The sequence below is a fragment of the Gordonia sp. w5E2 genome, assembly GCF_036540975.1.
GTDB classification, from domain to species: Bacteria; Actinomycetota; Actinomycetes; order Mycobacteriales; family Mycobacteriaceae; genus Gordonia; species Gordonia jacobaea.
Genome location: NZ_CP144213.1, coordinates 3,099,877 through 3,123,514, shown reverse-complemented (window position 1 = coordinate 3,123,514; position 23,638 = coordinate 3,099,877). Strand labels below are relative to the sequence as shown.

Annotated in this window: 23 protein-coding genes; 15 read left to right on the top strand and 8 right to left on the bottom strand. The window is 65.7% G+C overall.

Features of this window, described 5'->3' with window-relative positions; all coding sequences use genetic code 11:
• The first annotated feature begins 96 nt into the window (after nt 1-96).
• The 6 genes from RND64_RS14045 (at nt 97) to RND64_RS14020 (ending at nt 5,990) form a co-directional block, all read left to right on the top strand.
• Nucleotides 97-1,473: an APC family permease gene (locus RND64_RS14045; protein WP_049698352.1), complete on the top strand. Its 1,377-nt coding sequence runs from the start codon at nt 97-99 to the stop codon at nt 1,471-1,473.
• Between the two features lie 179 nt (nt 1,474-1,652).
• The gene (locus RND64_RS14040; RefSeq protein WP_049698351.1) at nt 1,653-1,853 is read left to right on the top strand and encodes a hypothetical protein; all 201 of its coding nucleotides are present in this window, start codon (nt 1,653-1,655) and stop codon (nt 1,851-1,853) included.
• 241 nt (nt 1,854-2,094) lie between these two features.
• Nucleotides 2,095-3,171, top strand: coding sequence for a sulfate ABC transporter substrate-binding protein (locus RND64_RS14035; RefSeq protein WP_200903239.1), 1,077 nt, complete (start codon nt 2,095-2,097; stop codon nt 3,169-3,171).
• A complete protein-coding gene (cysT, locus tag RND64_RS14030) occupies nt 3,168-4,067 on the top strand; it encodes a sulfate ABC transporter permease subunit CysT (protein ID WP_083444332.1) in 900 nt (299 codons plus the stop codon). The genes RND64_RS14035 and cysT overlap by 4 nt, the downstream gene beginning before the upstream one ends.
• Nucleotides 4,064-4,993 (top strand): sulfate ABC transporter permease subunit CysW, encoded by a 930-nt coding sequence (cysW, locus tag RND64_RS14025; protein WP_049698350.1) that lies wholly within the window; start codon nt 4,064-4,066, stop codon nt 4,991-4,993. Before cysT ends, cysW begins: the two co-directional genes overlap by 4 nt.
• A 1-nt stretch (nt 4,994) precedes the next feature.
• Nucleotides 4,995-5,990 carry a sulfate/molybdate ABC transporter ATP-binding protein gene (locus RND64_RS14020; protein ID WP_005205094.1) on the top strand — a complete coding sequence of 332 codons (996 nt, stop codon included), beginning with the start codon at nt 4,995-4,997 and terminating at the stop codon, nt 5,988-5,990.
• Nucleotides 5,991-6,017: 27 nt separating this feature from the next.
• On the opposite strand, the gene RND64_RS14015 is transcribed toward RND64_RS14020, so the two are convergent.
• From RND64_RS14015 to RND64_RS13995, 5 genes are read right to left on the bottom strand one after another with little or no spacing between them, the layout of a single operon-like run.
• Entirely contained in the window at nt 6,018-6,749 is a 732-nt protein-coding gene (locus RND64_RS14015; protein ID WP_049698349.1) for a sirohydrochlorin chelatase, read from the bottom strand.
• Nucleotides 6,746-8,056, bottom strand: coding sequence for a sulfate adenylyltransferase subunit 1 (locus RND64_RS14010; protein ID WP_049698348.1), 1,311 nt, complete (start codon nt 8,054-8,056; stop codon nt 6,746-6,748). The genes RND64_RS14015 and RND64_RS14010 overlap by 4 nt, the downstream gene beginning before the upstream one ends.
• Nucleotides 8,056-9,000, bottom strand: a complete 945-nt coding sequence (gene cysD, locus RND64_RS14005; protein WP_049698347.1) for a sulfate adenylyltransferase subunit CysD — start codon at nt 8,998-9,000, stop codon at nt 8,056-8,058. The genes RND64_RS14010 and cysD overlap by 1 nt, the downstream gene beginning before the upstream one ends.
• Nucleotides 8,997-9,746 carry a phosphoadenylyl-sulfate reductase gene (locus RND64_RS14000; protein ID WP_049698346.1) on the bottom strand — a complete coding sequence of 250 codons (750 nt, stop codon included), beginning with the start codon at nt 9,744-9,746 and terminating at the stop codon, nt 8,997-8,999. The genes cysD and RND64_RS14000 overlap by 4 nt, the downstream gene beginning before the upstream one ends.
• Nucleotides 9,743-11,557 (bottom strand): nitrite/sulfite reductase, encoded by a 1,815-nt coding sequence (locus RND64_RS13995; RefSeq protein WP_049698345.1) that lies wholly within the window; start codon nt 11,555-11,557, stop codon nt 9,743-9,745. Before RND64_RS13995 ends, RND64_RS14000 begins: the two co-directional genes overlap by 4 nt.
• A 406-nt stretch (nt 11,558-11,963) precedes the next feature.
• Here RND64_RS13995 and hemW point away from each other — a divergent pair, with 406 nt between their 5' ends.
• On the top strand, nt 11,964-13,172 hold the full coding sequence (hemW, locus tag RND64_RS13990; RefSeq protein WP_049698606.1) for a radical SAM family heme chaperone HemW: 1,209 nt from the start codon (nt 11,964-11,966) through the stop codon (nt 13,170-13,172).
• On the opposite strand, the gene RND64_RS13985 is transcribed toward hemW, so the two are convergent.
• Nucleotides 13,159-13,680 (bottom strand): MarR family winged helix-turn-helix transcriptional regulator, encoded by a 522-nt coding sequence (locus RND64_RS13985; RefSeq protein WP_049698344.1) that lies wholly within the window; start codon nt 13,678-13,680, stop codon nt 13,159-13,161. The two genes, hemW and RND64_RS13985, sit on opposite strands and share 14 nt — an antisense overlap.
• Before the next feature lie 35 nt (nt 13,681-13,715).
• On the opposite strand from RND64_RS13985, the gene RND64_RS13980 reads away from it, so the two are divergent.
• Nucleotides 13,716-14,783 (top strand): substrate-binding domain-containing protein, encoded by a 1,068-nt coding sequence (locus tag RND64_RS13980; protein ID WP_049698343.1) that lies wholly within the window; start codon nt 13,716-13,718, stop codon nt 14,781-14,783.
• 25 nt (nt 14,784-14,808) lie between these two features.
• On the opposite strand, the gene RND64_RS13975 is transcribed toward RND64_RS13980, so the two are convergent.
• Complete coding sequence (locus RND64_RS13975; RefSeq protein ID WP_049698342.1) at nt 14,809-15,873, bottom strand: AAA family ATPase; 1,065 nt, start codon at nt 15,871-15,873, stop codon at nt 14,809-14,811.
• Between the two features lie 245 nt (nt 15,874-16,118).
• Between RND64_RS13975 and RND64_RS13970 the strand changes: the two genes are divergently transcribed.
• Complete coding sequence (locus RND64_RS13970; RefSeq protein ID WP_049698341.1) at nt 16,119-17,156, top strand: aliphatic amidase; 1,038 nt, start codon at nt 16,119-16,121, stop codon at nt 17,154-17,156.
• 26 nt (nt 17,157-17,182) lie between these two features.
• Here the strand turns inward: RND64_RS13970 and RND64_RS13965 are convergent, their stop codons facing one another.
• Nucleotides 17,183-17,659, bottom strand: coding sequence for a type II toxin-antitoxin system VapB family antitoxin (locus RND64_RS13965; RefSeq protein ID WP_049698340.1), 477 nt, complete (start codon nt 17,657-17,659; stop codon nt 17,183-17,185).
• 229 nt (nt 17,660-17,888) lie between these two features.
• On the opposite strand from RND64_RS13965, the gene hrcA reads away from it, so the two are divergent.
• From hrcA to ybeY, 6 genes are all read left to right on the top strand, one after another.
• Nucleotides 17,889-18,923, top strand: coding sequence for a heat-inducible transcriptional repressor HrcA (gene hrcA / locus RND64_RS13960; RefSeq protein WP_049698605.1), 1,035 nt, complete (start codon nt 17,889-17,891; stop codon nt 18,921-18,923).
• 140 nt (nt 18,924-19,063) lie between these two features.
• A complete protein-coding gene (dnaJ, locus tag RND64_RS13955; protein WP_049698339.1) occupies nt 19,064-20,209 on the top strand; it encodes a molecular chaperone DnaJ in 1,146 nt (381 codons plus the stop codon).
• 55 nt (nt 20,210-20,264) lie between these two features.
• On the top strand, nt 20,265-21,014 hold the full coding sequence (locus tag RND64_RS13950) for a 16S rRNA (uracil(1498)-N(3))-methyltransferase (protein ID WP_049698338.1): 750 nt from the start codon (nt 20,265-20,267) through the stop codon (nt 21,012-21,014).
• 11 nt (nt 21,015-21,025) lie between these two features.
• Nucleotides 21,026-21,796: an alpha/beta hydrolase family protein gene (locus RND64_RS13945; RefSeq protein WP_049698604.1), complete on the top strand. Its 771-nt coding sequence runs from the start codon at nt 21,026-21,028 to the stop codon at nt 21,794-21,796.
• A 156-nt stretch (nt 21,797-21,952) separates the two neighbouring features.
• Nucleotides 21,953-23,047: a PhoH family protein gene (locus RND64_RS13940; RefSeq protein WP_049698603.1), complete on the top strand. Its 1,095-nt coding sequence runs from the start codon at nt 21,953-21,955 to the stop codon at nt 23,045-23,047.
• Nucleotides 23,044-23,637 (top strand): rRNA maturation RNase YbeY, encoded by a 594-nt coding sequence (gene ybeY, locus RND64_RS13935; protein WP_049698337.1) that lies wholly within the window; start codon nt 23,044-23,046, stop codon nt 23,635-23,637. Before RND64_RS13940 ends, ybeY begins: the two co-directional genes overlap by 4 nt.
• Nucleotide 23,638 lies beyond the last annotated feature (1 nt).

The window sequence follows — 23,638 nt, the reverse complement described above, 5'->3', positions numbered from 1 at the left end:
CAAGGCCCTGCCAGTGAGAATAAGCTGTGCAATACTGCATCGCATGACTCGCAGTGTTGACCGCGTCACTGCTGATCGGCGGCGGGACCTACGTCGATGACCCACAAGGATTCCTCCCAAAAGGGTTCGTCACAGAACGACTCCTCGCAGAAGGCGTCCATCACGGTCGCGTCGGCGACGGCCATCGGCGTTGGCGGGATGATGGGTGCCGGTCTCTACACACTCGTCGGACTCGCCGCGACCACAGCGGGCGTGTGGATTCCGGTGGCGTTCCTCGTCGGTGGTCTGGTCTCACTGTTCAGCGTGTACTCGTATGCCAAACTGGGCGCTCGGTTTCCGAGTCGCGGCGGCGCGGCGCAATTCCTGATCCGCTGTTTCGGCGATGGTGTCATCGCGGGCGGGCTCAACATCTTTCAGTTCCTCGGCTGGATCATCGCGATGGCCCTGTACGCCTCCGGGTTCGCGGGCTATGCACGGCACCTATTGCCCTTCGATACGCCGGACTGGTCGGGCAAGGCCATCGGCGTCGGGCTGGTCATCGTGTTGATCGGTGTGAACGCAATCGGGTCAAAACTCGTTGGCAGATCTGAGATGTTCGTCGTGGCGATCGAGGTGGCCATCCTCGTCGCATTTGTGGTCGCGGCGTCGTTCAAGGCAGACGGGTCGAACTTCGAGCAGAGCGGTGGAGAAGGTGTGATCGGCATCTTCTTCGCTGCCGGTCTGCTCTATGTCACCTACGAGGGATTCGGCGTCGTGACGAATTCCGCAGGCGACATGAAGAACCCCGCCAAAGAGCTCCCGCGCGCCATGTATCAGGCGCTGTTCATTGTGATCGTCATCTATGTCGTGATCAGCTCGCTGATCGTCATGGTGATGACGCTCCCCGAGATCGAGGCGAACCAGGGCCATGTGCTTTCCGACGCCGGGCGCGCGGTGCTCGGACAGGTCGGGTTCATCGTGATCGGTGCCGCAGCGCTGCTCGCCACCGCGTCCGGCGTCAACGCCACGTTGTTCGGAGACGCCAACCTTGCCTTCACCGTCGCCAAGTCCGGTGAGATGCCTGCCGACTTCGCGCGTGGGGTGTGGCGGAGCGGTACGTGGGGACTGCTGATGGCTGGTGCGCTCACCTGCGCATTCGTCGTCTTCTTTCCGCTGTCGTCGGTCGGGCAGATGGCGAGTCTCGCCTTCTTGATCGTGTACGGGGCAGTCAGCGTCGGTCACATGCGGGTCCGGCACCAGACGGGCGCAAAGGCATGGCTGTTGATCGCGGCGGTCAGCCTCAATCTCGCGTTGTTCTGCCTCCTGCTCGGATACGCGATCCACACCGGACCCGCGAGTACGTGGATCACCCTCATCGTCGTACTGATTGCGAGCTTCGTCGTGGAGATCGTGTATCGGAAGGTGACGCACCGGAGCTTGCGCCTGGAGACCGCGCCTGCGTCTGGTGACGCAGGCGCGGCGGCCGCGAGCTGACCCACTCGGGCAGAGGGGGAGCGAGCCGGTCCGGCGCATTTCGATACGATCGAGTGGCCGCGTGAACGCGGCTCTCGACTCGAGCTGGTTTCGCGATGCGATGGTGAAGCCTCGAGCGCGGAATTCGAATCACACTGATCCAAACTCGGCGGAGGCCGGGCAGACGCGAGGAGACAGGCATGGACAGCTTCCTCGCGTGGTGGGATTCGGTGGAGGAGTGGCTCACCGGATTGTCGTTCGTCCCGCAGCTCCTGGTCACTCTCGCAGTGGTGGTCCCAGTCGCAATCGGCATCGCACTCATCCTGAATGTGCTGGTCGAAGCGGTGATGAACGTGTTCGATCGTCGACGGTTCGCCGACGACGACGGAAAGGGGCTGTGACCGCAATGATGAAGTCACGGGTGACCTGGGCGCTGCTGGCGCTCATCGTTCTCGTCGTGCTCGCCTGGCTCCTGACTCGCTGATCGGCCCGGACCGACTGCGAGGCGTCGGATCTCGTCTTGGGGGAGGCGCTCGGCGTTGCTAGCGTGATCCTGCTCCGGCCGCGACGTCCCGCGAAGCCGGGAATCATCGTGGAGGATCCGTGAGTCCAAGTCTGGCCCGCAGATGGCGCCTACCAGTTGTGGCGTGCTTACTAACGCTAACTGTTGCACTGGTCGCCGGATGTGGTGGCGGCTCGACGGACACGCCTGACGGTGTCGACATCTCCAGCGGAAGCCGTCACCTCGATCTCGTCGCCTACGCGACTCCGAAGCCTGGATTCGACAAGATCATCCCAGCCTTCCGCGGAACTCCCGAGGGCAAGGACATCGGCTTCTCGGCGTCGTACGGGGCATCGGGTGACCAGTCGCGCAAGGTTGCTCGCCACGTGCCGGCGGACGTCGTCAACTTCTCCGTCGAACCCGACGTGACGCGCCTGGTCAAGGCGGGACTCGTCGACGAGGACTGGAAGAAGGCTGAACCGCACAACAGCATCCCGTTCGGCTCGGTCGTCGCACTCGTGGTTCGCAAGGGCAATCCCAAGAACATCCACGACTGGGACGACCTGCTCAAGCCGGGTGTTCAGGTGATCACCCCCGACCCGGGCAGTTCCGGCTCGGCGAAATGGAACCTGCTCGCGCCGTACGCGGCGAAGAGCGAGGGCGGCAAGAATCCGCAGGCCGGACTCGACTACGTCGGCGACCTCGTGCGCGACCACGTCAAGGTGCGCCCGAAGTCGGGACGTGAGGCGACCACCACGTTCCAGCAGGGTCAGGGCGACGTGCTGATCAGCTACGAGAACGAAGCGATCATGCTGCAGCGCAAGAACGCCGGAGCGGTGGAGAGTTCACAGGTCGAGTACCTGATTCCGCCACAGACGTTCAAGATCGAAAATCCTGTCGCCGTGGTCAACACGTCGAAGGACCTGCCGGCGGCCAAGGCTTTCGTTGACTTCTTGTTCACCGATGAGGCACAACAGATCTGGGCCAAGCAGGGGTTCCGTCCAGTCGTGCCCTCGGTGATCGCCGAGACGAAATCCCTTTTTCCCGGCGACATCACGAAACTATGGACAATCGACGAACTCGGTAAGACCCTGGGTAAAGGCACCGCGGCCAAGAACAAGGGCAAAGACCTGAAGGGGTGGAAAGCCGTGGACAACGCACTCTTCGGTACCAAGGGCTCGATCACCAAGATCTACAACGAAGGCGGCAAGCAATGACCGCCGCGGGAGAGGTCGCGAGCGCTCCCGACAACGCGTCGGTGCAGAACGCAGCGTCGTCGAATTCGCAGCCGCCGAAGGGATTTCTCGGTCGATCACGGACCTTCGCGGGTGTGAGTCCCGCGGCAATCGGTACGGCGTGGCTCTGGCTGAGCATCATCGTCCTGCTGCCACTGGCCGCGATCACCGTTCAGTCCTTCGACGACGGCTGGAGCGGCTTCTGGGATGCGGTCACTGCGGAGAACGCGATCGACGCGATCTGGATCACCGTCCTCGTCTCGATCGTTGCCGCCCTCATCAACGTCGTGTTCGGCACCATCATCGCCTGGGTTCTGGTGCGAGATGACTTCCGCGGCAAGGGCTTTGTCAACGCGATCATCGATCTACCGTTCGCACTGCCGACCATCGTCGCCAGCCTCGTGCTGCTCTCGCTGTACGGGCCGAACAGTCCTATCGACATCCATCTCGCGGCGACGAAGCCCGCGTTGATCATCGCGCTGACGTTCGTCACGTTGCCGTTCGTCGTCCGCCAGGTGCAGCCGGTGTTGATCGAACTCGACACCGACGTCGAAGAGGCCGCGGCGGTTCTCGGGGCACGGAACGGCACCATCTTCCGCAAGATCGTGCTGCCCTCGCTGCTTCCCGCGATCCTCACGGGTGCAGGCCTCGCATTCACCCGTGCGATCGGTGAGTTCGGTTCTGTCGTCCTCATCGGCGGAAACATCCCCGGCGACACCCAGGTCGCCTCGCAGTACATCCAGCAGCAGATCGAGATCGACGAGCCGGTCAACGCCGCAGCCATCTCGGTCGTACTCCTGCTGATCGCCTTCGTCGCACTTCTGGTGCTGCGTATCGTCGGTCGGCGCCAGACCAAGCGTGAGGAACTGGACCGATGAAACTATCGGCGACGACCCGCTACGGGCTCCGCACCATCGCGCTCGTGTACCTGTTCGTTCTCCTGATCGTTCCCGTGGCGCTGATCTTCTGGCGGTCCTTCGAACACGGCCTCGGCCAGTTCTGGGAATGGATCACCACGCCGGCCGCGATCTCGGCGTTGCAGCTGAGCCTGCTCATCGTGGTGATCGTCGTGCCGTTGAACGTCATCTTCGGCATCATCATCGCGTTGGCGCTCGCCCGAGGACGATTCCCCGGCAAGGGCGTTCTGCAGGCCGTCGTCGACCTCCCGTTCGCGGTGTCACCCGTGGTCGCCGGTGTCGCGCTGATCCTGCTGTGGGGATATGGGGGGTGGTTCGGCGGTGTCGAGAGCTTGGGCTTCCGCGTCATCTTCGGCTTCCCCGGCCTTGTTCTGGCGACGCTGTTCGTCACACTGCCGTTCGTTGCGCGTGAGGTGGAGCCGGTCCTCCGCGAGATCGGTACCGAACAGGAACAGGCGGCCGCGACCTTGGGCGCGAGTGGGTGGCAGACCTTCTGGCGGATCACGCTTCCCGCGATCCGCTGGGGACTGACCTACGGCATCGTGTTGACGGTCGCACGCTCGCTCGGCGAGTACGGCGCCGTGACGATGGTGTCGTCGAACTACCCCGGCATCTCGCAGACGCTGACGCTGCTCGTGCACTCCCGCTACACCGACGACTACAACGAGTACGGCGCCTACGCCGCCGCGACACTCCTGATGCTGGTCGCGGTGCTCGTGCTGGTCGCGATGTCGTTCGTCGATCGACGCGCACGGAACCGCTACGCGGAGGCGAGTACGACCACCGGCGACGACGAGGTCGAACCCGACGACATCCACCTGACCCCGCCGTATGCTCCCGAGTCCATCGATTCGCAACAGGTGCTTCACGAGAAAGAAAGAGTCTGACATGTCCATCTCGGTGGTTGGTGCCAATAAGCGATACGGCGATTTCGCCGCACTCGACGATGTCTCGATCGAGATCCCGGCCGGTTCTCTCACCTCACTGCTGGGTCCGTCCGGCAGCGGTAAGTCGACGCTCCTGCGCGCGATCGCAGGTCTCGACGACCTCGATTCGGGGACCATCGTCATCAACGGTGACGACGTCTCCGGTGCGTCGCCGCAGAAGCGCGACATCGGCTTCGTGTTCCAGCACTACGCGGCGTTCAAGCACCTGACGGTGCGCGACAACATCGCGTTCGGACTCAAGATCCGTAAGCGTGCCAAGAAGGACATCGACGCCAAGGTCGACGAACTGCTCGACATCGTCGGACTCACGGTCTTCCAGAAGCGTTTTCCCGCGCAGTTGTCCGGCGGACAGCGTCAGCGCATGGCGCTCGCGCGTGCGCTGGCCGTCGACCCCAAGGTGCTGCTGCTCGACGAGCCGTTCGGCGCGCTCGACGCCAAGGTGCGCGAGGATCTGCGAAAGTGGTTGCGCCGCTTGCATGAGGACATGCAGGTGACGACGGTCCTCGTCACGCACGACCAGCAGGAGGCGCTCGACGTGAGCGACAGGATCGCGGTGCTCAACAAGGGCAAGATCGAGCAGATCGGCGCACCCGATGATCTCTATGACCGCCCGATCAACCCGTTCGTTGCGTCGTTCCTCGGCTCTACCGTGCGACTCAACGGAGAATTGGTGCGCCCGCACGACATTCGTATCGGGCGGAACCCTGAACTCGCGCTTCCCGCGGCCGATGCCTCACTCGACACCGGCGTCATCAAGGCGACGGTCCAGCGCGTGGTGAACCTCGGATTCGAGACCCGGGTGGAGCTGGTCGCCGCTGCGACCGGCGACGAGTTCCAGGCGCAGATCACCCGCGGCGACGCCAACGCGCTGCACCTGCAGCAGGGCGAGACCATCTACGCCCGTGCGACGAAAGTGCCTGCACTCAGCGAGGTGTAAGAGTGTGAGGACGCGGCGGTCGGCGACTCAGCTTGCGGCAGAGTCCATGTCGACCGCCGCGTCGGCGCATGCGCGGCGATAGCTGTCGACGACCGCGTCGACAAGCACCGGATGTGTTCCGATCGGACCTGCGACGACGGCGTCGGAGACCAGCCGATCGAGCGCGGTCTCCACGCGTTCGGTGAGCAGTCCCGCCGACAAGAAGTACGGACTCAGCGCGATGCGTTCCGCTCCGGCGGTGCGGAGTCGTCGAATCGCGTTGCGCAGCATGATGTCCTCGGTGCCCAGCTTCGTCGCGAACACTACGTCGACCGGACGGTGCAGGCGCGTCGACAACTCGATGGCGCGACGTCGAACCACATGCGCGGCAGTGGGATTCGTCGAACCGACCGCCGTCACGACGATGCCGTCGCCGGGTTGTGCGCCCGCCTCGTCGAGTCGATCCGCGAGTGCGTCGGTCAGTCGGTACGATCCGACGACCTGTGTGGTCGTCACACTCGCTCGACGGTGCTCGGCCACCAGGGCAGGCAGGTCGACTTCGCTGTGGTAGCCGGGCGCGAGAAGGAGCGGCACGACGACGCACTCGCCCCGCAGTGCCGCGAGTTGTGCTGCGACAGAAGGGGTATCGAGATCGAGGAAGCCGAGCCGGACGTCAACGCACGGTAGTCTGCGTGCCACGACTGACCGCACGCGTCGTGCGGTGTCGCCGAAACGCGGATCGCGGCTACCGTGCGCGACGAGGAGCAGTGTCGGTGTCACACCAACTCTTTGAGGTGCAGCGTCGACAGCGCGTCGCCCACCAGGCCTGCCGCGAGGGTGTTGCCGCCCTGCGGATCGATCAGCAGGAAGCTGCCCGACTCGCGACTCACCTGGTAGTCGTCCGCGGGGATCGGCTCCGCGGTCTGCACCGTTATACGGCCGATCTGGTTGAGCTCCACGGTGTCCGGGGCGTCGACGAGTGTGAGGTTCTGCTCGTCGAACAGGGCGTCGAGCCCACCGACAATGGCCTGCGTGGTCTTGGTGCCGTGCTTGAGGAGCAGCCGTGCGCCGGGACGCAGTGGCTTCTCGGCCAGCCAGCACACCGTCGCGGTGAACTGGGCGATCGGCTCCGGCGCGTCGGCAACGGCGGCGATGAGGTCGCCGCGCGAGATGTCGACGTCGTCTGCGAGCAGCAGGGTGACGCTGCGGCCGGTGTGTGCCGTCGCCAATTGGCCGTCGGCGGTGTCGATCTGGGTGACGGTGGTGCGCACGCCGGACGGCAGAACGGTGACCTCGTCGCCGACGGACACACGCCCGGCAGCGATCTGTCCGGCGTATCCGCGGTAGTCGGGGTACTCGGGGGTGCGCGGTCGGATGACGTACTGCACCGGGAAGCGGAGTCCGACCTCGTCGTGGCGTTCGACGGCGTTCGGCACGGTCTCGAGATGCTCGATCAGCGTGGGGCCGTCGTAGAACGGCGTGTTCTCCGAACGGATGGCTACATTGTCGCCGTGCAGTGCCGACACGGGAATCGAGGTCACCTGCTCGGGCGACCAGCCGAGCGTGCGGGTCAGCTCACCGAACTCGGCGGAGATCTCGGCGAACACCGACGCGGCGTCGTCGACGAGGTCGATCTTGTTGACCGCCAACACCAGCTGCGGCACACCGAGCAACGCCATGACGGCGGCGTGGCGGCGGGTCTGGGAGACGACCCCGTTGCGGGCGTCGACGAGCAGCATGACCAGCTGGGCTGTGGACGCGCCGGACACCGTGTTGCGGGTGTACTGGACGTGGCCCGGGGTGTCGGCCAACACGAAAGACCGTGCGGGCGTGGCGAAGTAGCGATACGCGACGTCGATGGTGATGCCCTGCTCGCGCTCTGCTCGCAGACCGTCGACGAGCAGCGAGAGGTCGGGTCCTTCGAGACCGCGGTCGACCGATGCCTTGGTCACGGCGTCGATCTGGTCTGCCAGCACCGATTTGGTGTCGTAGAGGAGTCGGCCGACGAGCGTGGACTTGCCGTCGTCGACGCTGCCCGCGGTCGCGATGCGGAGCAGGTCGGGGACGTGCTGGGTGGTCGATGCCATCAGAAATATCCTTCGCGCTTGCGGTCTTCCATGGCGGCTTCGGAGACGCGATCGTCGCCACGGGTTGCGCCGCGTTCGGTCAGTCGGGAGGCGGCGACCTCTGCGAGGACCGCGTCGTTGGTTGCGGCATCCGAGAGCACCGCGCCGGTCGTCGAGCCGTCGCCGACGGTGCGGTAACGCACCGAGAGTCGTTGCACCTCTTCGCCTTCGCGCGGACCGCCCCAGGAGCCAGATGTCATCCACATGCCGTCACGGTTGAAGACTTCGCGCTCGTGTGCGTAGTAGATCGGTGGGAGCAGGACCTGCTCACGCGTGATGTAGCGCCACACGTCGAGCTCGGTCCAGTTGGAGAGCGGGAAGACGCGCACGTGCTCACCCGGAGCGTGGCGACCGTTGTAGAGGTTCCACAGTTCGGGGCGCTGACGCTTGGGGTCCCACTGGCCGAATGCGTTGCGCAGGGAGAAGATCCGCTCCTTGGCGCGCGAACGCTCCTCGTCGCGTCGGCCTCCGCCGAACACCGCGTCGAATCGGTTCTCGGTGATGGCGTCGAGCAGGGGAATGGTCTGCAGCGGGTTACGCACGCCGTCGGGGCGCTCGGTGAGCCTGCCGTCGGCGAGGTAGTCCTCGACCTTGGCGACGTGCAGTCGCAGATTGTGCCGTTCGACGACCTGGTCGCGGAACTCGAGAACCTCGGGGAGGTTGTGGCCGGTGTCGACGTGGAGCAGCGAAAATGGAAGCGGCGCAGGCCAGAAGGCCTTGAGTGCCACATGCAGCAGCACCGTCGAGTCCTTGCCGCCGGAGAACAGGATCACCGGGCGCTCGAACTCGCCTGCCACCTCGCGGAAGATGTGGATGGCCTCGGACTCGAGTGCGTCGAGAGTGGTGAAATCGTCCGGTTCGGTCACAGCACGTCCTACGCTCGCTGAGGGTTCGGTGATGGTCATGCGTGGAGCCCACATTCTGTCTTGGCGCGACCGGCCCAGCGGCCGCTGCGCGGATCGGATCCGGGTTCGGGTTTCGCGGTGCACGGAGCGCAGCCGATCGACGGATAGCCCTCGTCGACAAGGGGATTGACGAGGACGCCGTTGGCGTCGATGTAGTCCTGCATCTGCTCGTCCGACCACGCGGCGATCGGGTTGATCTTGACGAGACCGAATCCCTCGTCGAACGAGATGAGCGGCGCGTTGGCGCGTGTCGGAGCCTCGACGCGTCGGATGCCCGTGACCCACGCGTCGTAGTTGCCCAGGCCTGCCTTCAGCGGAACCACCTTGCGCAGCCTGCAGCACTCGCCGGGATTGCGGGCGAAAAGGTTGCGGCCCAGCAGTTCATCCTGTTCGGCGACGCTGTGCTGTGGTGTCAGGTTGATCATGTCGACGCCGTAGACCTGCTCGACGGCGTCGCGCGTGCCGATGGTCTCGGCGAAGTGGTAGCCGGTGTCGAGGAACAGCACCTTCACCGGGTCGCCGTCGAGCAGGGCGCGGTCGACGTGCTTGACGGCGAGATCGACCAGCGCGGCATCCTGCATGTTCGACGCGACGACGAAGTTGTCGCCGAACGTCTCTGCCGTCCAGCGCAGCAACTCCTCGGGAGTCGCGCTGTCGCCGAGTTCGGCTGCGCCCCGCGCAGCGATCTCACGCAACTCGTCCTCGCTGAACCGCCGTCCGGTCCTGCTCTGGGTGCTCGCCGTCATCGCAATGCCTCCTCGTCGGCCCGCACTGCCCACTGTGCGAACCGCTCTCCTTCTTCGCGTTGGTCGACGAAGTTGCGGACCACGCGTTCGATGTAGTCGCCCAGCTCGGTTGATGTCACCTTGTGCTGGCGCAGTTTTCGGCCGAAGCCCGCATCCTGACCGAGGCTGCCGCCCAGGTGTACCTGGAAGCCCTCGGTCTGTCCGCCGTCGGCGTCCTCGACGAGCTGGCCCTTGAACCCGATGTCGGCGATCTGTGAACGCGCGCACGAGTTGGGGCAGCCGTTGATGTTCACGGTGATGGGGACATCGAGCTCGGAGTTGATGTCTGCCAGGCGTTCCTCGAGTTCGGGCACGAGGACCTGCGAGCGCTTGCGCGTCTCGGTGAACGAGAGCTTGCAGAACTCGATTCCACTGCACGCCATCAGGTTTCGACGCCAGTTCGACGCACGGGCGACGAGGCCCAGCTTGGCCAGATCGGCGATGAGCTCCTCGACCTTGTCGTCGGCGACGTCGAGCACGACGAGCTTCTGGTACGGCGTGAACCGTATGCGGTCGGAGCCGACGCGCTCGGCGGCGTCGGCGACGGCGGTGAGCTTGGTGCCGGTCACGCGCCCCGCGATGGCGGCGAACCCGACTGCGTTGAGGCCGTTCTTGAGCTTCTGCACGCCGACGTGGTCACGCGGCTGCGTGAGCGGGGTGGGGGCGGGGCCGTCGATCAGCTTGCGGTGCAGGTACTCGTCCTCGAGCACCTGGCGGAACTTCTCGATGCCCCAGTCCTTGATGAGGAACTTCAGCCTGGCCTTGGCGCGCAGACGGCGGTAGCCGTAATCGCGGAAGATCGACACGACGCCTTCCCAGACGTCGGGGACCTCGTCGAGTGGAATCCACGCACCGACGCGCTGAGCGAGCATCGGGTTCGTCGACAGTCCGCCGCCGACCCAGAGGTCGAGGCCGGGGCCGTGCTCGGGATGCTCGACACCGATGAAGGCGATGTCGTTGGTCTCGTGGCTGACGTCCTGCAGACCCGAGATGGCCGTCTTGAACTTGCGGGGCAGGTTGGAATACTGCGGATCGCCGATGTAGCGGCGCACGATCTCGTCGATCGCGGGGGTCGGGTCGAGGACCTCGTCGATGGCCTCGCCCGCCAGCGGGGAGCCGAGGATGATGCGCGGGCAGTCGCCGCACGCCTCGGTGGTCTTGAGGCCGACGCCCTCGATGCGCTCCCAGATCGTCGGGACGTCCTCGATGCGAATCCAGTGGTACTGGACGTTCTCACGGTCGGACAGATCGGCGGTGTCGCGGGCGAACTCGGTGGAGATCTGGCCCAGCGTGCGGAGCTGTTCGACGTTGAGCGCTCCGGCGTCGCACCGGATGCGCATCATGAAGTGGCTGTCTTCGAGGATGTCGATGTTCTCGTCGCCGGTCCAGGTGCCGTCGTAGCCCTGCGCGCGCTGCGTGTAGAGGCCCCACCAGCGCATCCGGCCGCGCAGATCCTGTTTGTCGATCGAGTCGAAGCCCTGCTTGGAGTAGATGTTCTCGATGCGGGCACGCACGTTGAGCGGGTTGTCGTCCTTCTTGACCTGCTCGTTGGGGTTCAGCGGCTCGCGATACCCGAGCTTCCACTGGCCCTCCGCGCGACGCTTGGTCGGGCGGGGCTTGCGAGCGGGGCGGTCGCCGTTCTGCGCACGGGGGGTGCGGGCAGGACGTTCGCGGGTCGTGCGGCGGTCGCCGTTCTGACCCGACGCGCCGTCACCGGGCTGCTCGTTCGAGCCTGCACCGCTGTCGGGCGTGATGTCTGTCGTGGACGTCATGAAGTCTCCTGATGCCGGGCGCACGGGCACCGGCTTTCGCGCGGTCTGGGCTGTGACTGGGCGGTTCCGTGTGGGCGCAACGGTGGTGTTCCGTCGGGCGACACCGTCGGTGTTCCACCGGGATCTGCCGGCATTCCCGCAGCGTGCGGGGAACTCTCGGGGCCGGTCGTCGTCTAAGGACGACAGCTAGCGCTACAGACGCGCTTGAAATCGACGTGGCGTCGTGCTGCGAGCCACACCCCGGGGAAATTCACGCCATCCATAGTGCCACGGGAGGGCACCCGTCGTCTACTTGCACTTATTTTGCGTCATGCTGAGGCAAAGTCGGCCGACGGCCTGCCCCGCACAGAAGTCGACGTGAGGAGACGCGCATCATGGACGGGTGGATGTCGAGACGATTGTCGAGCTGCGGGGCGATGTGCCCGCTCGCGTGACCGAACCGATCGTCGATGCGTGTTCTCGGGTCGATCCAGATACCGGGTTCGGCCTGTACCTGCATGTGCCGTTCTGTGCCACGCGCTGCGGGTATTGCGATTTCAACACCTACACGGCGGGGGAGCTCGGCTCGTCGTCGTCGCCCGAGTCGTGGCTCGCGGCGGTGGGCCGCGAACTCGACACGGCGGCAGCTCTGCTGAGTCCGCGACGCCCCGTCTCGACGATCTTCGTCGGCGGCGGGACGCCGTCGCTTCTCGGAGCCGACGGCCTGCGGCGACTGCTCGACGCGGTGCGCGGACGCTTCGATCTCGCCGCCGACGCCGAGATCACGACGGAGTCCAACCCGGAGTCGACGTCGCCTGCGTTCTTCGACGGTCTGCTCGAGGCGGGATTCACCCGGATCTCGCTGGGCATGCAGTCGGCCGCTCCGCACGTGCTCGCGACACTCGATCGCACCCACACGCCGGGACGGGCGGTCGCAGCCGCGCGCGAGGCGTCGGCAGCGGGATTCGAGCACCTCAACCTCGACCTCATCTACGGCACGCCCGGCGAGACGGACGCCGATCTGCACCGCAGCGTCGACGCCGTCCTCGACACCCCTGTCGACCATGTCTCGGCGTACGCGCTGATCGTGGAGGACGGCACAGCGCTCGCACGTCGAATACGCCGCGGCGAACTGCCCGCGCCCGACGACGACGTGCTCGCCGACCGTTACGTGCTGCTCGATCAACGACTGCACGACGCCGGGTTCGACTGGTACGAGGTCTCCAACTGGTCGCGCACACCGGCGGGCGAGTGCCGGCACAACCTCGGCTACTGGCGCAGCGACGACTGGTGGGGAATCGGTCCCGGCGCCCACTCGCACGTCAACGGTGTGCGCTGGTGGAACGTCAAGCATCCCGCGCGCTATGCGCGGGCCCTGGAGATGGGTGGTCTTGCCGTCGACGACTCCGAGACGCTCACGGCGACCGATAGGCACGAAGAGCAGGTCATGCTCGCGCTGCGCTGCCGTGAGGGACTGCCCACCGAGGTCCTCAGCGAGGGCGAGTTGGTGGCGGCGGAGCGCGCACGCGCGGCGGGGCTGTTGCGCGACGACGACGCAGAGCGACTCGTGCTGACCGACCGCGGCAGGCTCCTCGCCGACGGCGTGATTCGCGACATCCTGCTCATGGACGGTTGAGCGAACCCGGGGGTGCGACGACCGCATCAGGGGTGCCCGAGTGGTCGTCGGGTCGAATGTGAGCGATCAGGTCGAGTGACGTCGCAACGCCGAGGTACCCGCGAGGTCCCAATTCCTCGACAACCGCACGCTCGAGCGTTGCCTCGGCGTCGAGGATCGGCGCCACCGTGCGACGTCCCCGAGCACTGAGATGCACGACGACCCGACGTCGATCGGCGGGATCGGCGCGGCGATAGACAAGGCCGTTCGAGACCAACTGATCGACGATGCGCGTCGCGGTGGCCGCCGGCACCACCGCGGTCTGCGCGAGATCGCTCATGGTGCGGCCCCCACCCGCCTCGAGGACGCTGAGGACGCGCCACTGCTCGGGCGTCACACCCGCCGCCGCCAGCGCCTCCGAGATGCCGGATTCGACGCTGCGCGCCGCGCTGAGCAGGCGTAGAAGTAGCGGGAGCTCGGCTTCGTTCGCGCGCCGCTGCGTCGATGCGCGTGTAGTCTTGCCGCTCATATGCAGGCCGCGATCGCGGATGTCAGGGGAGTCCAATGACCCATCGCGAGTTGCCGATACGCATCGCCTATGTGGTTCCCGTCCAGGGATCCGCGGGCATCTTCGGGCCGTCGTGTGAGGCCTGCGGTGATCTCGCCGTCGCCGAATTGAGCTGTGGCGGAGGAGTTCTGGGCCGTGAAATCGAACTCGTGATCGTCGATGGGGGCCGACGTCCGGCAGTCGTCGCGCAGGAGGTGGCGACTCTGTGGCGAGCAGGTGCGATCGACGCCGTCGTCGGCTGGCACATCTCCGCGGTGCGCAAGGAGATCCTCCGGTACGTCGGCGGCGAGTTGCCCTACGTGTATGCGGCACTGCATGAAGGCGAGTTTCGCACACCGGGTTTGTTCATGACCGGCGAGTCGCCGGGCGCACAGGTATTGCCGGCACTCGACTGGTTGCGCCGCCAATTCGGAGCGCACACGTGGTGCGTCGTCGGCAACGACTACGTGTGGCCGAGGCAGATCGCGGCGCGCGCCGAGGCGCACCTGGCCGGTGCGGGCATGTCGCACCTGGGATCGACCTTCACGCCGCTGGGTACGTCGGACTTCACCGAGACACTCGACTGGCTGGAGGTGCATGGTCCCGACGCGGTGCTCGTACTGCTGATCGGCGACGACGCCGTCCGGTTCGGCCGCGCGTTCGCCCGTCGCGGCCTCGACGAGATCAGTCTGCGATTCAGTCCCATCCTCGAGGAGAACCAGGTACTCGGCATGGGGGCGTCGGCGACTGCCAACATGTACTCTGCCGCAGGTTATTTCGATTCGCTTGCCACCACGTCGACGCTCGACTTCGGTGCCCGCTACCACCGATTCCACGGTGTCGACGCACCGATGCTCAACAGCATTGGTCAGTCCTGCTACGAGGCGATCAACGTGCTCGGCGAAATCGCCACGCGCGCCGGCTCGCTCGCGGTTCCGGCGCTCGAGGCCGCGGCTCGCGGTGCGACGATCGACGGCTCGCGTGGTGCCCTGCGGCTCGGCGCCGGTCATACGGATCAGGACGTCTACGTGGCCGCGGCGCGTCATCTCGACCTCGACGTGCTCGAACGTATCCACGTTGCGTGATTCCCGCGTTGTCGTCTCTGCATCGTCATTGCTGCGACGTGACAATCGAGCCGCCACGAACCGTACTGCTCATCGAGAGTGGGCCGTCGGCGTCGTGATGAACGATGACCTGCGCGACCGACGCGTGCAGTTCACGTCGGATGACGCGCTTGAGATTGCGCGCGCCGTACACCCTGTCGAAGCCGTGCGCGAGCAGGTAGCGGCGCACGGAATCATCTGCCGCCCAGGTGATTCCGCGGTCGCCGAGGGTCTCGGTCAGTCGCCGCAGCTCGAGGTCGACGATGGCTCCTGCGTTGTCTTCGTCGAGCGGTGTGAACCGGACGATCTCGTCGAATCGGTTGTAGAGCTCGGGATCGAAGAACTCCTCGACGGCTCGATCGACGAGCTCACCGTCGGAGTGCGTCGTGTCGGGAGACCGGCCGACGCCGGACAGGAAACGTCGCAATGTCGAGGGATTCTGGGTGCGGGTCTTCGCTGCGAGTTCCGCGGATCCGAGATTGGACGTCAGCAGCACCACGCTGTTGCGAAAGCTGATGCTCGACGTGCCCGCGGTCAATCGCAGTGTGCCGCTGTCGAGTATCTGCAGTAGCGAGCGCAGCACGGTGGTGTGCGCCTTCTCGACCTCGTCGAACAACACGATGCCCGGTCGGGAGATGTTGCCCTCCACCAGCTCTCGATCGAAGAGCGTGAAACCCTCCTTGGCGCCCGCGTATCCGGGCGGTGCGCCCGACAGCGACGCGGCATAGTGCTCCTGGGCAAGCGAATTCATGTCGATGCGGCACAGTCGGTCCGGATCGCCTGCTATCTCGGCGGCAAGCCTGCGGGCGAGCTCTGTCTTCCCGACTCCCGTCGGTCCGACGAAGAGCAGGGAGGCGATGGGCCGGTGGGGATCCCGGATTCCCGCGGCGGCGATCGTCAATCCACGGACGACGGCGTCGATGGCGTGATCCTGGCCGATGATCGCGGCTCGCAGCGACGCCGAGAGTTGCTCGGGCGACGACGCTCGGCCCATGCGGAACGATCGCGCGCGTCCCGCGGTGAGGTGGCCGGAGTTGAGGTCGTCGACCTTCTGCGACAGGTATCCCGACACTGTTGGTCCCTTCGTCGTTCGTCGCTTCGCTCGGTCTCGTAGATCCACACCTACTTTCGAATGAAAGCAGATGTGCGGGCGTCGTGCAGTGTGTTGCTGTCGAAGACAGCCCACAACTGTTGCTGGGTAACCATCTTCGAACATCGACGCAATCCGACGGTAATGCCCTGCCTCCTACTCTGGCGGTGATAGTACTTCCAAGTGGAAGAGAAAAGTCGAAGCCCACGAGGCTGGAGGAGGCAACAATGCGGCACGGAGACATCTCATCGAGTCCGGACACGGTCGGCGTCGCGGTGGTGAACTACAAGATGCCGCGCCTACACACGAAGGCCGAGGTTCTCGAGAACGCACACAAGATCGCCGACATGGTGGTCGGGATGAAGACCGGCCTCCCGGGCATGGATCTCGTTGTGTTCCCGGAGTATTCGACGATGGGCATCATGTACGACAACGACGAGATGTACGCAACGGCGGCGAGCATCCCGGGCGACGAGACCGACATCTTCGCCAAGGCGTGTCGTGACGCGAAGACCTGGGGTGTCTTCTCGATCACCGGTGAGCGCCACGAAGACCACCCGAACAAGCCGCCGTACAACACCCTCGTCCTGATCAATGACGAGGGTGAGATCGTGCAGAAGTATCGAAAGATCCTGCCGTGGACGCCCATCGAGGGCTGGTACCCCGGTGGTCAGACGTATGTGACCGACGGTCCCAAGGGCATGAAGATCTCGTTGATCATCTGCGACGACGGCAACTACCCGGAGATCTGGCGCGATTGCGCGATGAAGGGTGCGGAACTCATCGTGCGTCCGCAGGGATACATGTACCCAGCCAAAGATCAGCAGGTACTGATGGCGAAGGCGATGGCGTGGGCGAACAACTGCTATGTCGCGGTCGCAAACGCCACCGGATGGGACGGCGTCTACACCTACTTCGGTCACAGCTCGATCATCGGATTCGACGGTCGGACACTCGGCGAGTGCGGCGAGGAGGACTACGGCATCCAGTTCGCGCAACTGTCACTGTCGACCATCCGGGATGCCCGCAAATACGACCAGTCGCAGAATCACCTCTTCAAACTTCTCCATCGCGGCTACACCGGTGTGCTCGCCGGTGGTGACGGCGACAAGGGGGTTGCCGACTGCCCGTTCGACTTCTACAAGAACTGGGTCAACGACGCCGAGGCAACGCAGGCGGCCGTGGAGGCGATCACCCGCGACACGATCGGAGTCGCGGAGTGTCCCGTCTACGACCTGCCGACCGAGAAGACGATGGAGGTGTGAGGGCTGGTAGGTAGGGGAGCGTCGGATCAGGGCCGGCGCGGCGGCGTCGACCAGCCCGTGCCGCGGGTCGGTCGACGATGCGCGCCGCCCTGGCCGGAGGGGCTTCGAGGTGGCTCGACCGGTCGGGTCGGACGGCTCGACGTCGTCGGAATCTCGGCGGTGTCGTCGAGTTGTTCCTCGAGGGGCAGAGCGCCAGGTGAGAGGTCGTAGGCATCGAGGTCGAGTAGCCGCGCGTGGATGATGTGCCGGTTCCGGAGCGCCGAACGCACCGCGCGGTGCAGGCCGTCCTCGAGATAGAGGTCGCCCTGCCAGCGCACGACATGGGAGAACAGGTCGCCGTAGAACGTGGAGTCCTCGCTGAGGAGTTTGTCGAGAGCCAGCACTGTGGTGACGGTGACGAGTTCGTCGAGTCGGAGCTGGCGAGGAGGAATCTTGGCCCACCCGCGGACCGACAATCCGTGGTCGGGGTAGGGCTTCCCCTCCCGCACACCCTTGAAAATCATCCCGACGCTCTCACTGTCTTTCTCTTTCGAGTCGTCCCGGCTCCTGAGTAGTCCGGGCCGGCTCACGGCGACTTACGCCCGCGCGATGGCCCCGGTTCGTCGTCGGCCGTCGCTTAGGATGGAGTCTGCGAACTGGATTGACCAGACTGTATGTGCCCTGAGTTTATTGCCCAGAGCTCATTTGCCCTGAAGCTTATTGCACAGTAGGCCCCGAGGAGGTGTGGCGGACGTGTCGGCGACCGACGATCGGCGGTTCGAGGTGCTGCGTGCCATCGTGACCGACTACGTGGACACGCAGGAACCCATCGGTTCCAAGGCCTTGGTCGAACGACACCATCTCGGTGTGTCGAGTGCGACGGTCCGAAACGACATGGCCGTGCTCGAGGCGGAGGGCTACATCGCGCAGCCGCACACCAGCTCGGGTCGTGTTCCCACCGACAAGGGCTACCGGATGTTCGTCGACCGGATCAGCGAGGTCAAGCCGCTGTCGGCGGCGGAACGTCGGGCCATCCTGTCCGTTCTCGACCGCGGCGTCGACCTCGACGACGTGCTGCGGAGGTCTGTGCGCCTGCTCGCACAGTTGACCAGGCAGGTCGCGGTCATCCAATATCCCGTGTTGTCGACGGCGACGGTCCGCCACCTCGAGGTGGTCACGTTGTCGCCGTCGCGTCTGCTGCTGGTGGTCATCACCGATACCGGTCGCGTCGAGCAGCGGATGGTGGCGCTCGGTGCCGACCGTTCCGAGGACGACATCTCACGGCTGCGTGACATGTTCTCGGCGGCACTCCACGGCAAGCGTCTCGAGGAGGCGTCCGCGGCAGTCGCCGAACTCGCCAACGAGGCCCCCGGCGATATTCGCGACGAGGTCATCCGGCTCGCGACCGTCCTGGTCGAGACCCTCGTCGAACGCGGCGTCGACCGTCTTGTGCTCGGCGGAACGTCGAATCTGGCGCGCTCTGCCGCCGATTTTGCTCCGATGAACGGCGGCATGGACACGGTGCTCGAAGCGCTCGAGGAGCAGGTCGTCGTGCTCAAGTTGTTGGCGACGACACAGCGGATGGGCCGCGTCACCGTGCAGATCGGCGAGGAGACGCAAACCGAGAACCTCCGTGGAACCTCGGTGGTCTCCACAGGGTACGGTGCATCGGGAACGATATTCGGCAGCGTTGGCGTGGTGGGCCCGACCCGCATGGACTACCCGGGAACAATCGCCTCGGTGGCGGCCGTTGCGAAGTATGTGGGTGAGGTCCTCGCCGAGCGCTGATCGGCGCGACGCGCAGCGAACCATCCCGTCACATTCCCGGCACCGAGCCGGACTGCCCAAGCCCGGCGCATGCTGGGAATCGAGACCGTACATAGCGGGGCCGGATAGACCGGCCCGGACACAGAGGACCGGACGACAGCGTGGCAACTGACTACTACGGAGTTCTTGGCGTGGCGAAGGGTGCCAGCGACCAGGAGATCAAGCGGGCATATCGCAAGAAGGCCCGAGAACTGCATCCCGACGTGAACCCCAACGAGGAGGAGCGCTTCAAAGAGGTCACCACAGCCTACGAGGTGCTCAGTGACCCGGAGAAGCGTCGAATCGTCGACGCGGGCGGCGATCCGTTGGCCGGGCCCGGCGCCGGTGGATTCGCCGGAGGCTTCGGTGGGGGCGGCCTCGGCGACGTCTTCGAGGCGTTCTTCGGTGGGGGCGGCGGATTCGGCGGAAGTCGCGGACCCAAGGGACGCGTGCAGCCCGGCGAACCGGCCCTCGTATCGGTGGAGCTGACGCTCGAAGAGTGCGCGTCCGGTGTCAACAAAGAGATCACCGTCGACACGGCCATCCTCTGCGACGTGTGCCAGGGTTCTGGCACCAATGGCGACTCCAAGCCCGTCACGTGCGACACCTGTAGGGGTGCGGGCGAGATCCAGGCCGTGCAGCGCTCGATCCTCGGCCAGGTCATGACCGTCCGCGAATGCCCGACCTGCCACGGCACGGGCGAGGTCATCCCGGATCCGTGTCACAAGTGCGGCGGCGACGGCCGCGTGCGTTCGCGACGCACCATGACCGTGCGCATCCCCGCGGGTATCGAGAGCGGTATGCGGGTCCGCCTGGCAGGCCAGGGCGAGGTCGGCATGGGTGGTGGACCCGCAGGCGACCTGTACGTCGAGGTCTCCGAGCGTCCGCACGACGTCTTCATCCGCGACAAGGACGATCTGCACTGCACGCTGCGGGTGCCGATGGCCGACGCCGCGCTCGGTGCTGAGTTCACGGTTGCATCGATCCTCGGCGACGACATCACCGTCGCCATCGAGCCGGGTACTCAGCCCGGCCAGGTGGTCAAGGTCCGCGGGCAGGGTATGCCGCACGTCAACAGCGGCGTGCGCGGCACCCTGCACGTGCATCTCGACGTGCATGTACCGACCAAGCTCGACGCCGGACAGTCGGCGGCGCTTTCGGCGTATCGCGAGACGTCGGGGGAGCAGATCGATCTGGTCACCACCACTGCCGCCGCAGCGCCCGGCGGTCTGTTCTCGCGGCTTCGTAACGCCTTCGCCGGACGCTGACAGGTCACAGCGGAGTGGCGCGACGAGTGGATCGTGAGCTGAAGGGTCGACGTCGGTGAGTCCTCCGCTGTTCTGGGTCGACGAGGTGCCTCGCGTGGGCGGTGAAGTCGTGCTCGCCGGTAGCGAGGGAAGGCACGCCGTCACCGTCACCCGCCTCGGAGTCGGCGAGCAACTTCTCGTCGGTGATGGCCGGGGTTCTGTCGCCGACTGCGCCGTCGAGGCGATCCGCTCGAAGGACACGCTTGTCGCGCGCGCTCACGGGTACACCTTCATCGACCGTCCGCGCCCGACCGTCACGGTCATCCAGGCGCTTCCGAAAGCCGAGCGTTCGGAGCTCGCCGTCGACCTTGCCACGGAGGCGGGCGCGGATCGCATCGTGCCCTGGCAGTCCGCGCGGTGCGTCGCGCGATGGACTGGCAAGGCGGACAAGGGAATTGCGAAGTGGAAGGCTGCAGCGTCCGCGGCGGCAAAGCAGAGTCGACGCCCGTGGATCCCCGACATCGGCGACCTCGCGACGACGATGGATGTGCGCGCGATCTGCGCGGGCGTCGCCGCAGACGGTGGTGTGGTCGCGGTGCTGCACGAGGACGGAGCAGTGCCGCTGCGGTCGCTACCGCTGGCAGGTGCCTCCGAGATCGCCCTCGTGGTGGGGCCGGAAGGTGGACTCGACGACGCCGAGATCGCCGATCTGACGGCGCTGGGGGCGACCTCGGTGGTCCTGGGTCCCGAGGTACTGCGGACGTCGGCCGCCGCCGCCGTCGCGCTCGGAGCGATCGGCGTTCTCACCGATAGGTGGGAGCGGTGAAGCGGTGCGCGGTGCACCGCACGAAGATCGCGTACGGACCCGAGCCGTCGCAGTTCGGTCACCTCTACCACGTCGCAAGCGCCGACGACCGTCCGGACCGGATGCGTCCGGTAGTCCTCGTGCACGGTGGCTACTGGACAACCGAGTTCAGCCTGACCATCGAATCGGCGATCGCGCGGCAGTACGCCGAGCGGGGCGCCCTGGTGTGGAACGTCGAGTATCGACGTATCGGTGAAGCGGGTGCCGGGTGGCCCGCGACGGGAACCGACGTCCGCTCCGCGATCGAGGCATTCGATACCGAGATTCCCGACGCACTCGAACCCGACCTGCGCGCGTGCGTCGACTGGACCGACGTGGCCGTCGTCGGACATTCCGCAGGTGGGCAACTCGCGCTCTGGTCGGTGGCGCAGCTCCGAGCGAAGACAGCGTCGACGTCCATCACCACGGTCGTCGCGCAGGCATCGGCACTGGATCTCGTGGGAGCCGGTCGTGCCGCGCGACCCTCCGTCGAGGGGTTGATGGGAGGCCCGTACGACGCCATGCCAGAGCGCTACCGGCAGGCGTCGCCGATCGAACAGGAACCGTTCGACGCGCACGTCGTCGCCATTCACGGCACCCTCGACACCGCGATCCCCGTTGACGTCAGCAGGCATTACGTCGAAACAGTCTGTGCGCGAGGGCAATCCGCGGAGCTCATCGTGGTGCCCGACGAGGGACACGATGCCTTCGTCGATCCGCGAAGCGTGTGTAACCGGCAGACACTGCGCGTTCTCGGGATCTGAGTGCCGGGGGAGGTGTGGCGTGGCACCACCGTGCCCGGAATATTGCCTGCTGATCGGCCGTTGTGGCGCGATAGACTCGTATCGGACACGGATTCGATCCGAATCCGAGTGCACGCATAGAGCCCAAAGCCCCAGACACCAGGAGTGATTGCATACGTGAGTGACGGCACCCCCGACGTGAACGCGCCGAGCAGCGGAACATCAGGGGGCAGACCTGTGGTCACCTCCAACGTGGAAATCTCTCCCGAGGTGGTTTTTGGCCTGCTCGGGGCAAGTGACATCAACCTGCGCACCCTGGAGAAGCTGCTCCCCGCCGATATCCATGTTCGCGGCAACCAGGTGACGCTCAGCGGTCAGCAGGCCGACGTCGCGGCGTCGGAAAGAGTTGTGGCCGAACTGGTCGACCTGGTGGGACGCGGAACTCCGCTCACCCCCGATCTCGTGCGGCACAGCGTGTCGATGTTGAGCGAAGGATCGTCGGAGTCGCCGGCAGAGGTGCTGTCGCTCGACATCATCTCCCGCCGCGGAAAGACGATCCGGCCCAAGACGCTCAACCAGAAGAAGTATGTCGACGCCATCGACAACAACACCATTGTGTTCGGGCTCGGACCAGCGGGAACCGGCAAGACGTACCTCGCGATGGCCAAGGCGGTCCAGGCGCTGCAGGGCAAAGCGGTCAACCGCATCATCCTCACGCGCCCGGCAGTCGAGGCAGGGGAGCGGCTCGGCTTCCTTCCGGGAACCCTCAGCGAGAAGATCGACCCGTACCTGCGGCCGCTGTACGACGCCCTGCACGACATGATCGACCCGGAGTCGATACCGAAACTCATGGCGGCGGGCGTCATCGAGGTCGCGCCGTTGGCATACATGCGTGGGCGCACGTTGAACGACGCCTTCATCATTCTCGACGAGGCGCAGAACACGACCAGCGAGCAGATGAAGATGTTCCTGACCCGTCTCGGGTTCGGGTCGAAGGTCGTCGTCACCGGCGACGTCACGCAGGTCGACCTGCCCGGCGGAGCGCAGAGCGGCCTCAACGCCGCGACGCGCATTCTCGAGGGCATCGACGACATCCACTTCTCGCATCTGAACAGCTCCGATGTCGTGCGTCATCGGCTGGTGGCCGACATCGTCGATGCATACGGTCGCGACGACGAGGCACACCGTTCGTCGGGTCGGCTACGTGACGCCGGCGCCCAGGGTGGCAATCGTGCGGCTCGACGCGCCGCGGGACAGGGACGACGCTCATGAGTATCGAACTCGCCAACGAGTCGGGCGTCGAGGCCCCGGCGGAACTGATCATCGGCGCGGCGCGGTTCGCCGTGGGGGCGATGGATGTCAATCCGGCAGCCGAGCTCTCGCTGCTTCTCGTCGACGAGGACACGATGGCCGACATGCACGTCCAGTGGATGGACCTGCCCGGCCCGACCGACGTCATGAGCTTCCCGATGGACGAACTCGTACCCGGCGGCCGCCCCGACGCCGCGGAACCCGGTCCGGCGATCCTCGGGGACATCGTGATCTGTCCCGCATTCGCGAAGCGTCAAGCCAAGGAGGCACGACGCTCCTTCGACCATGAACTCGCGATGCTCACGATCCACGGTGTCCTGCACCTGCTCGGCTACGACCACGCCGAGCCGGAGGAGGAAAAGGAGATGTTCGGGCTGCAGAACAGCATCCTCGAAGAGTTCTACGCCGAACGTCACCGCGTCGCGCAGGTGCAGCGACAGTCCGATCGTGACACCAAGCTGTTGACCAACATCGGCTTCTCCGACGTCGCGTCGGTCGACGCGGCCCCCGACGCCCCCGACTCGGGTCAGACCCCGGCCAAGGACACGTGAC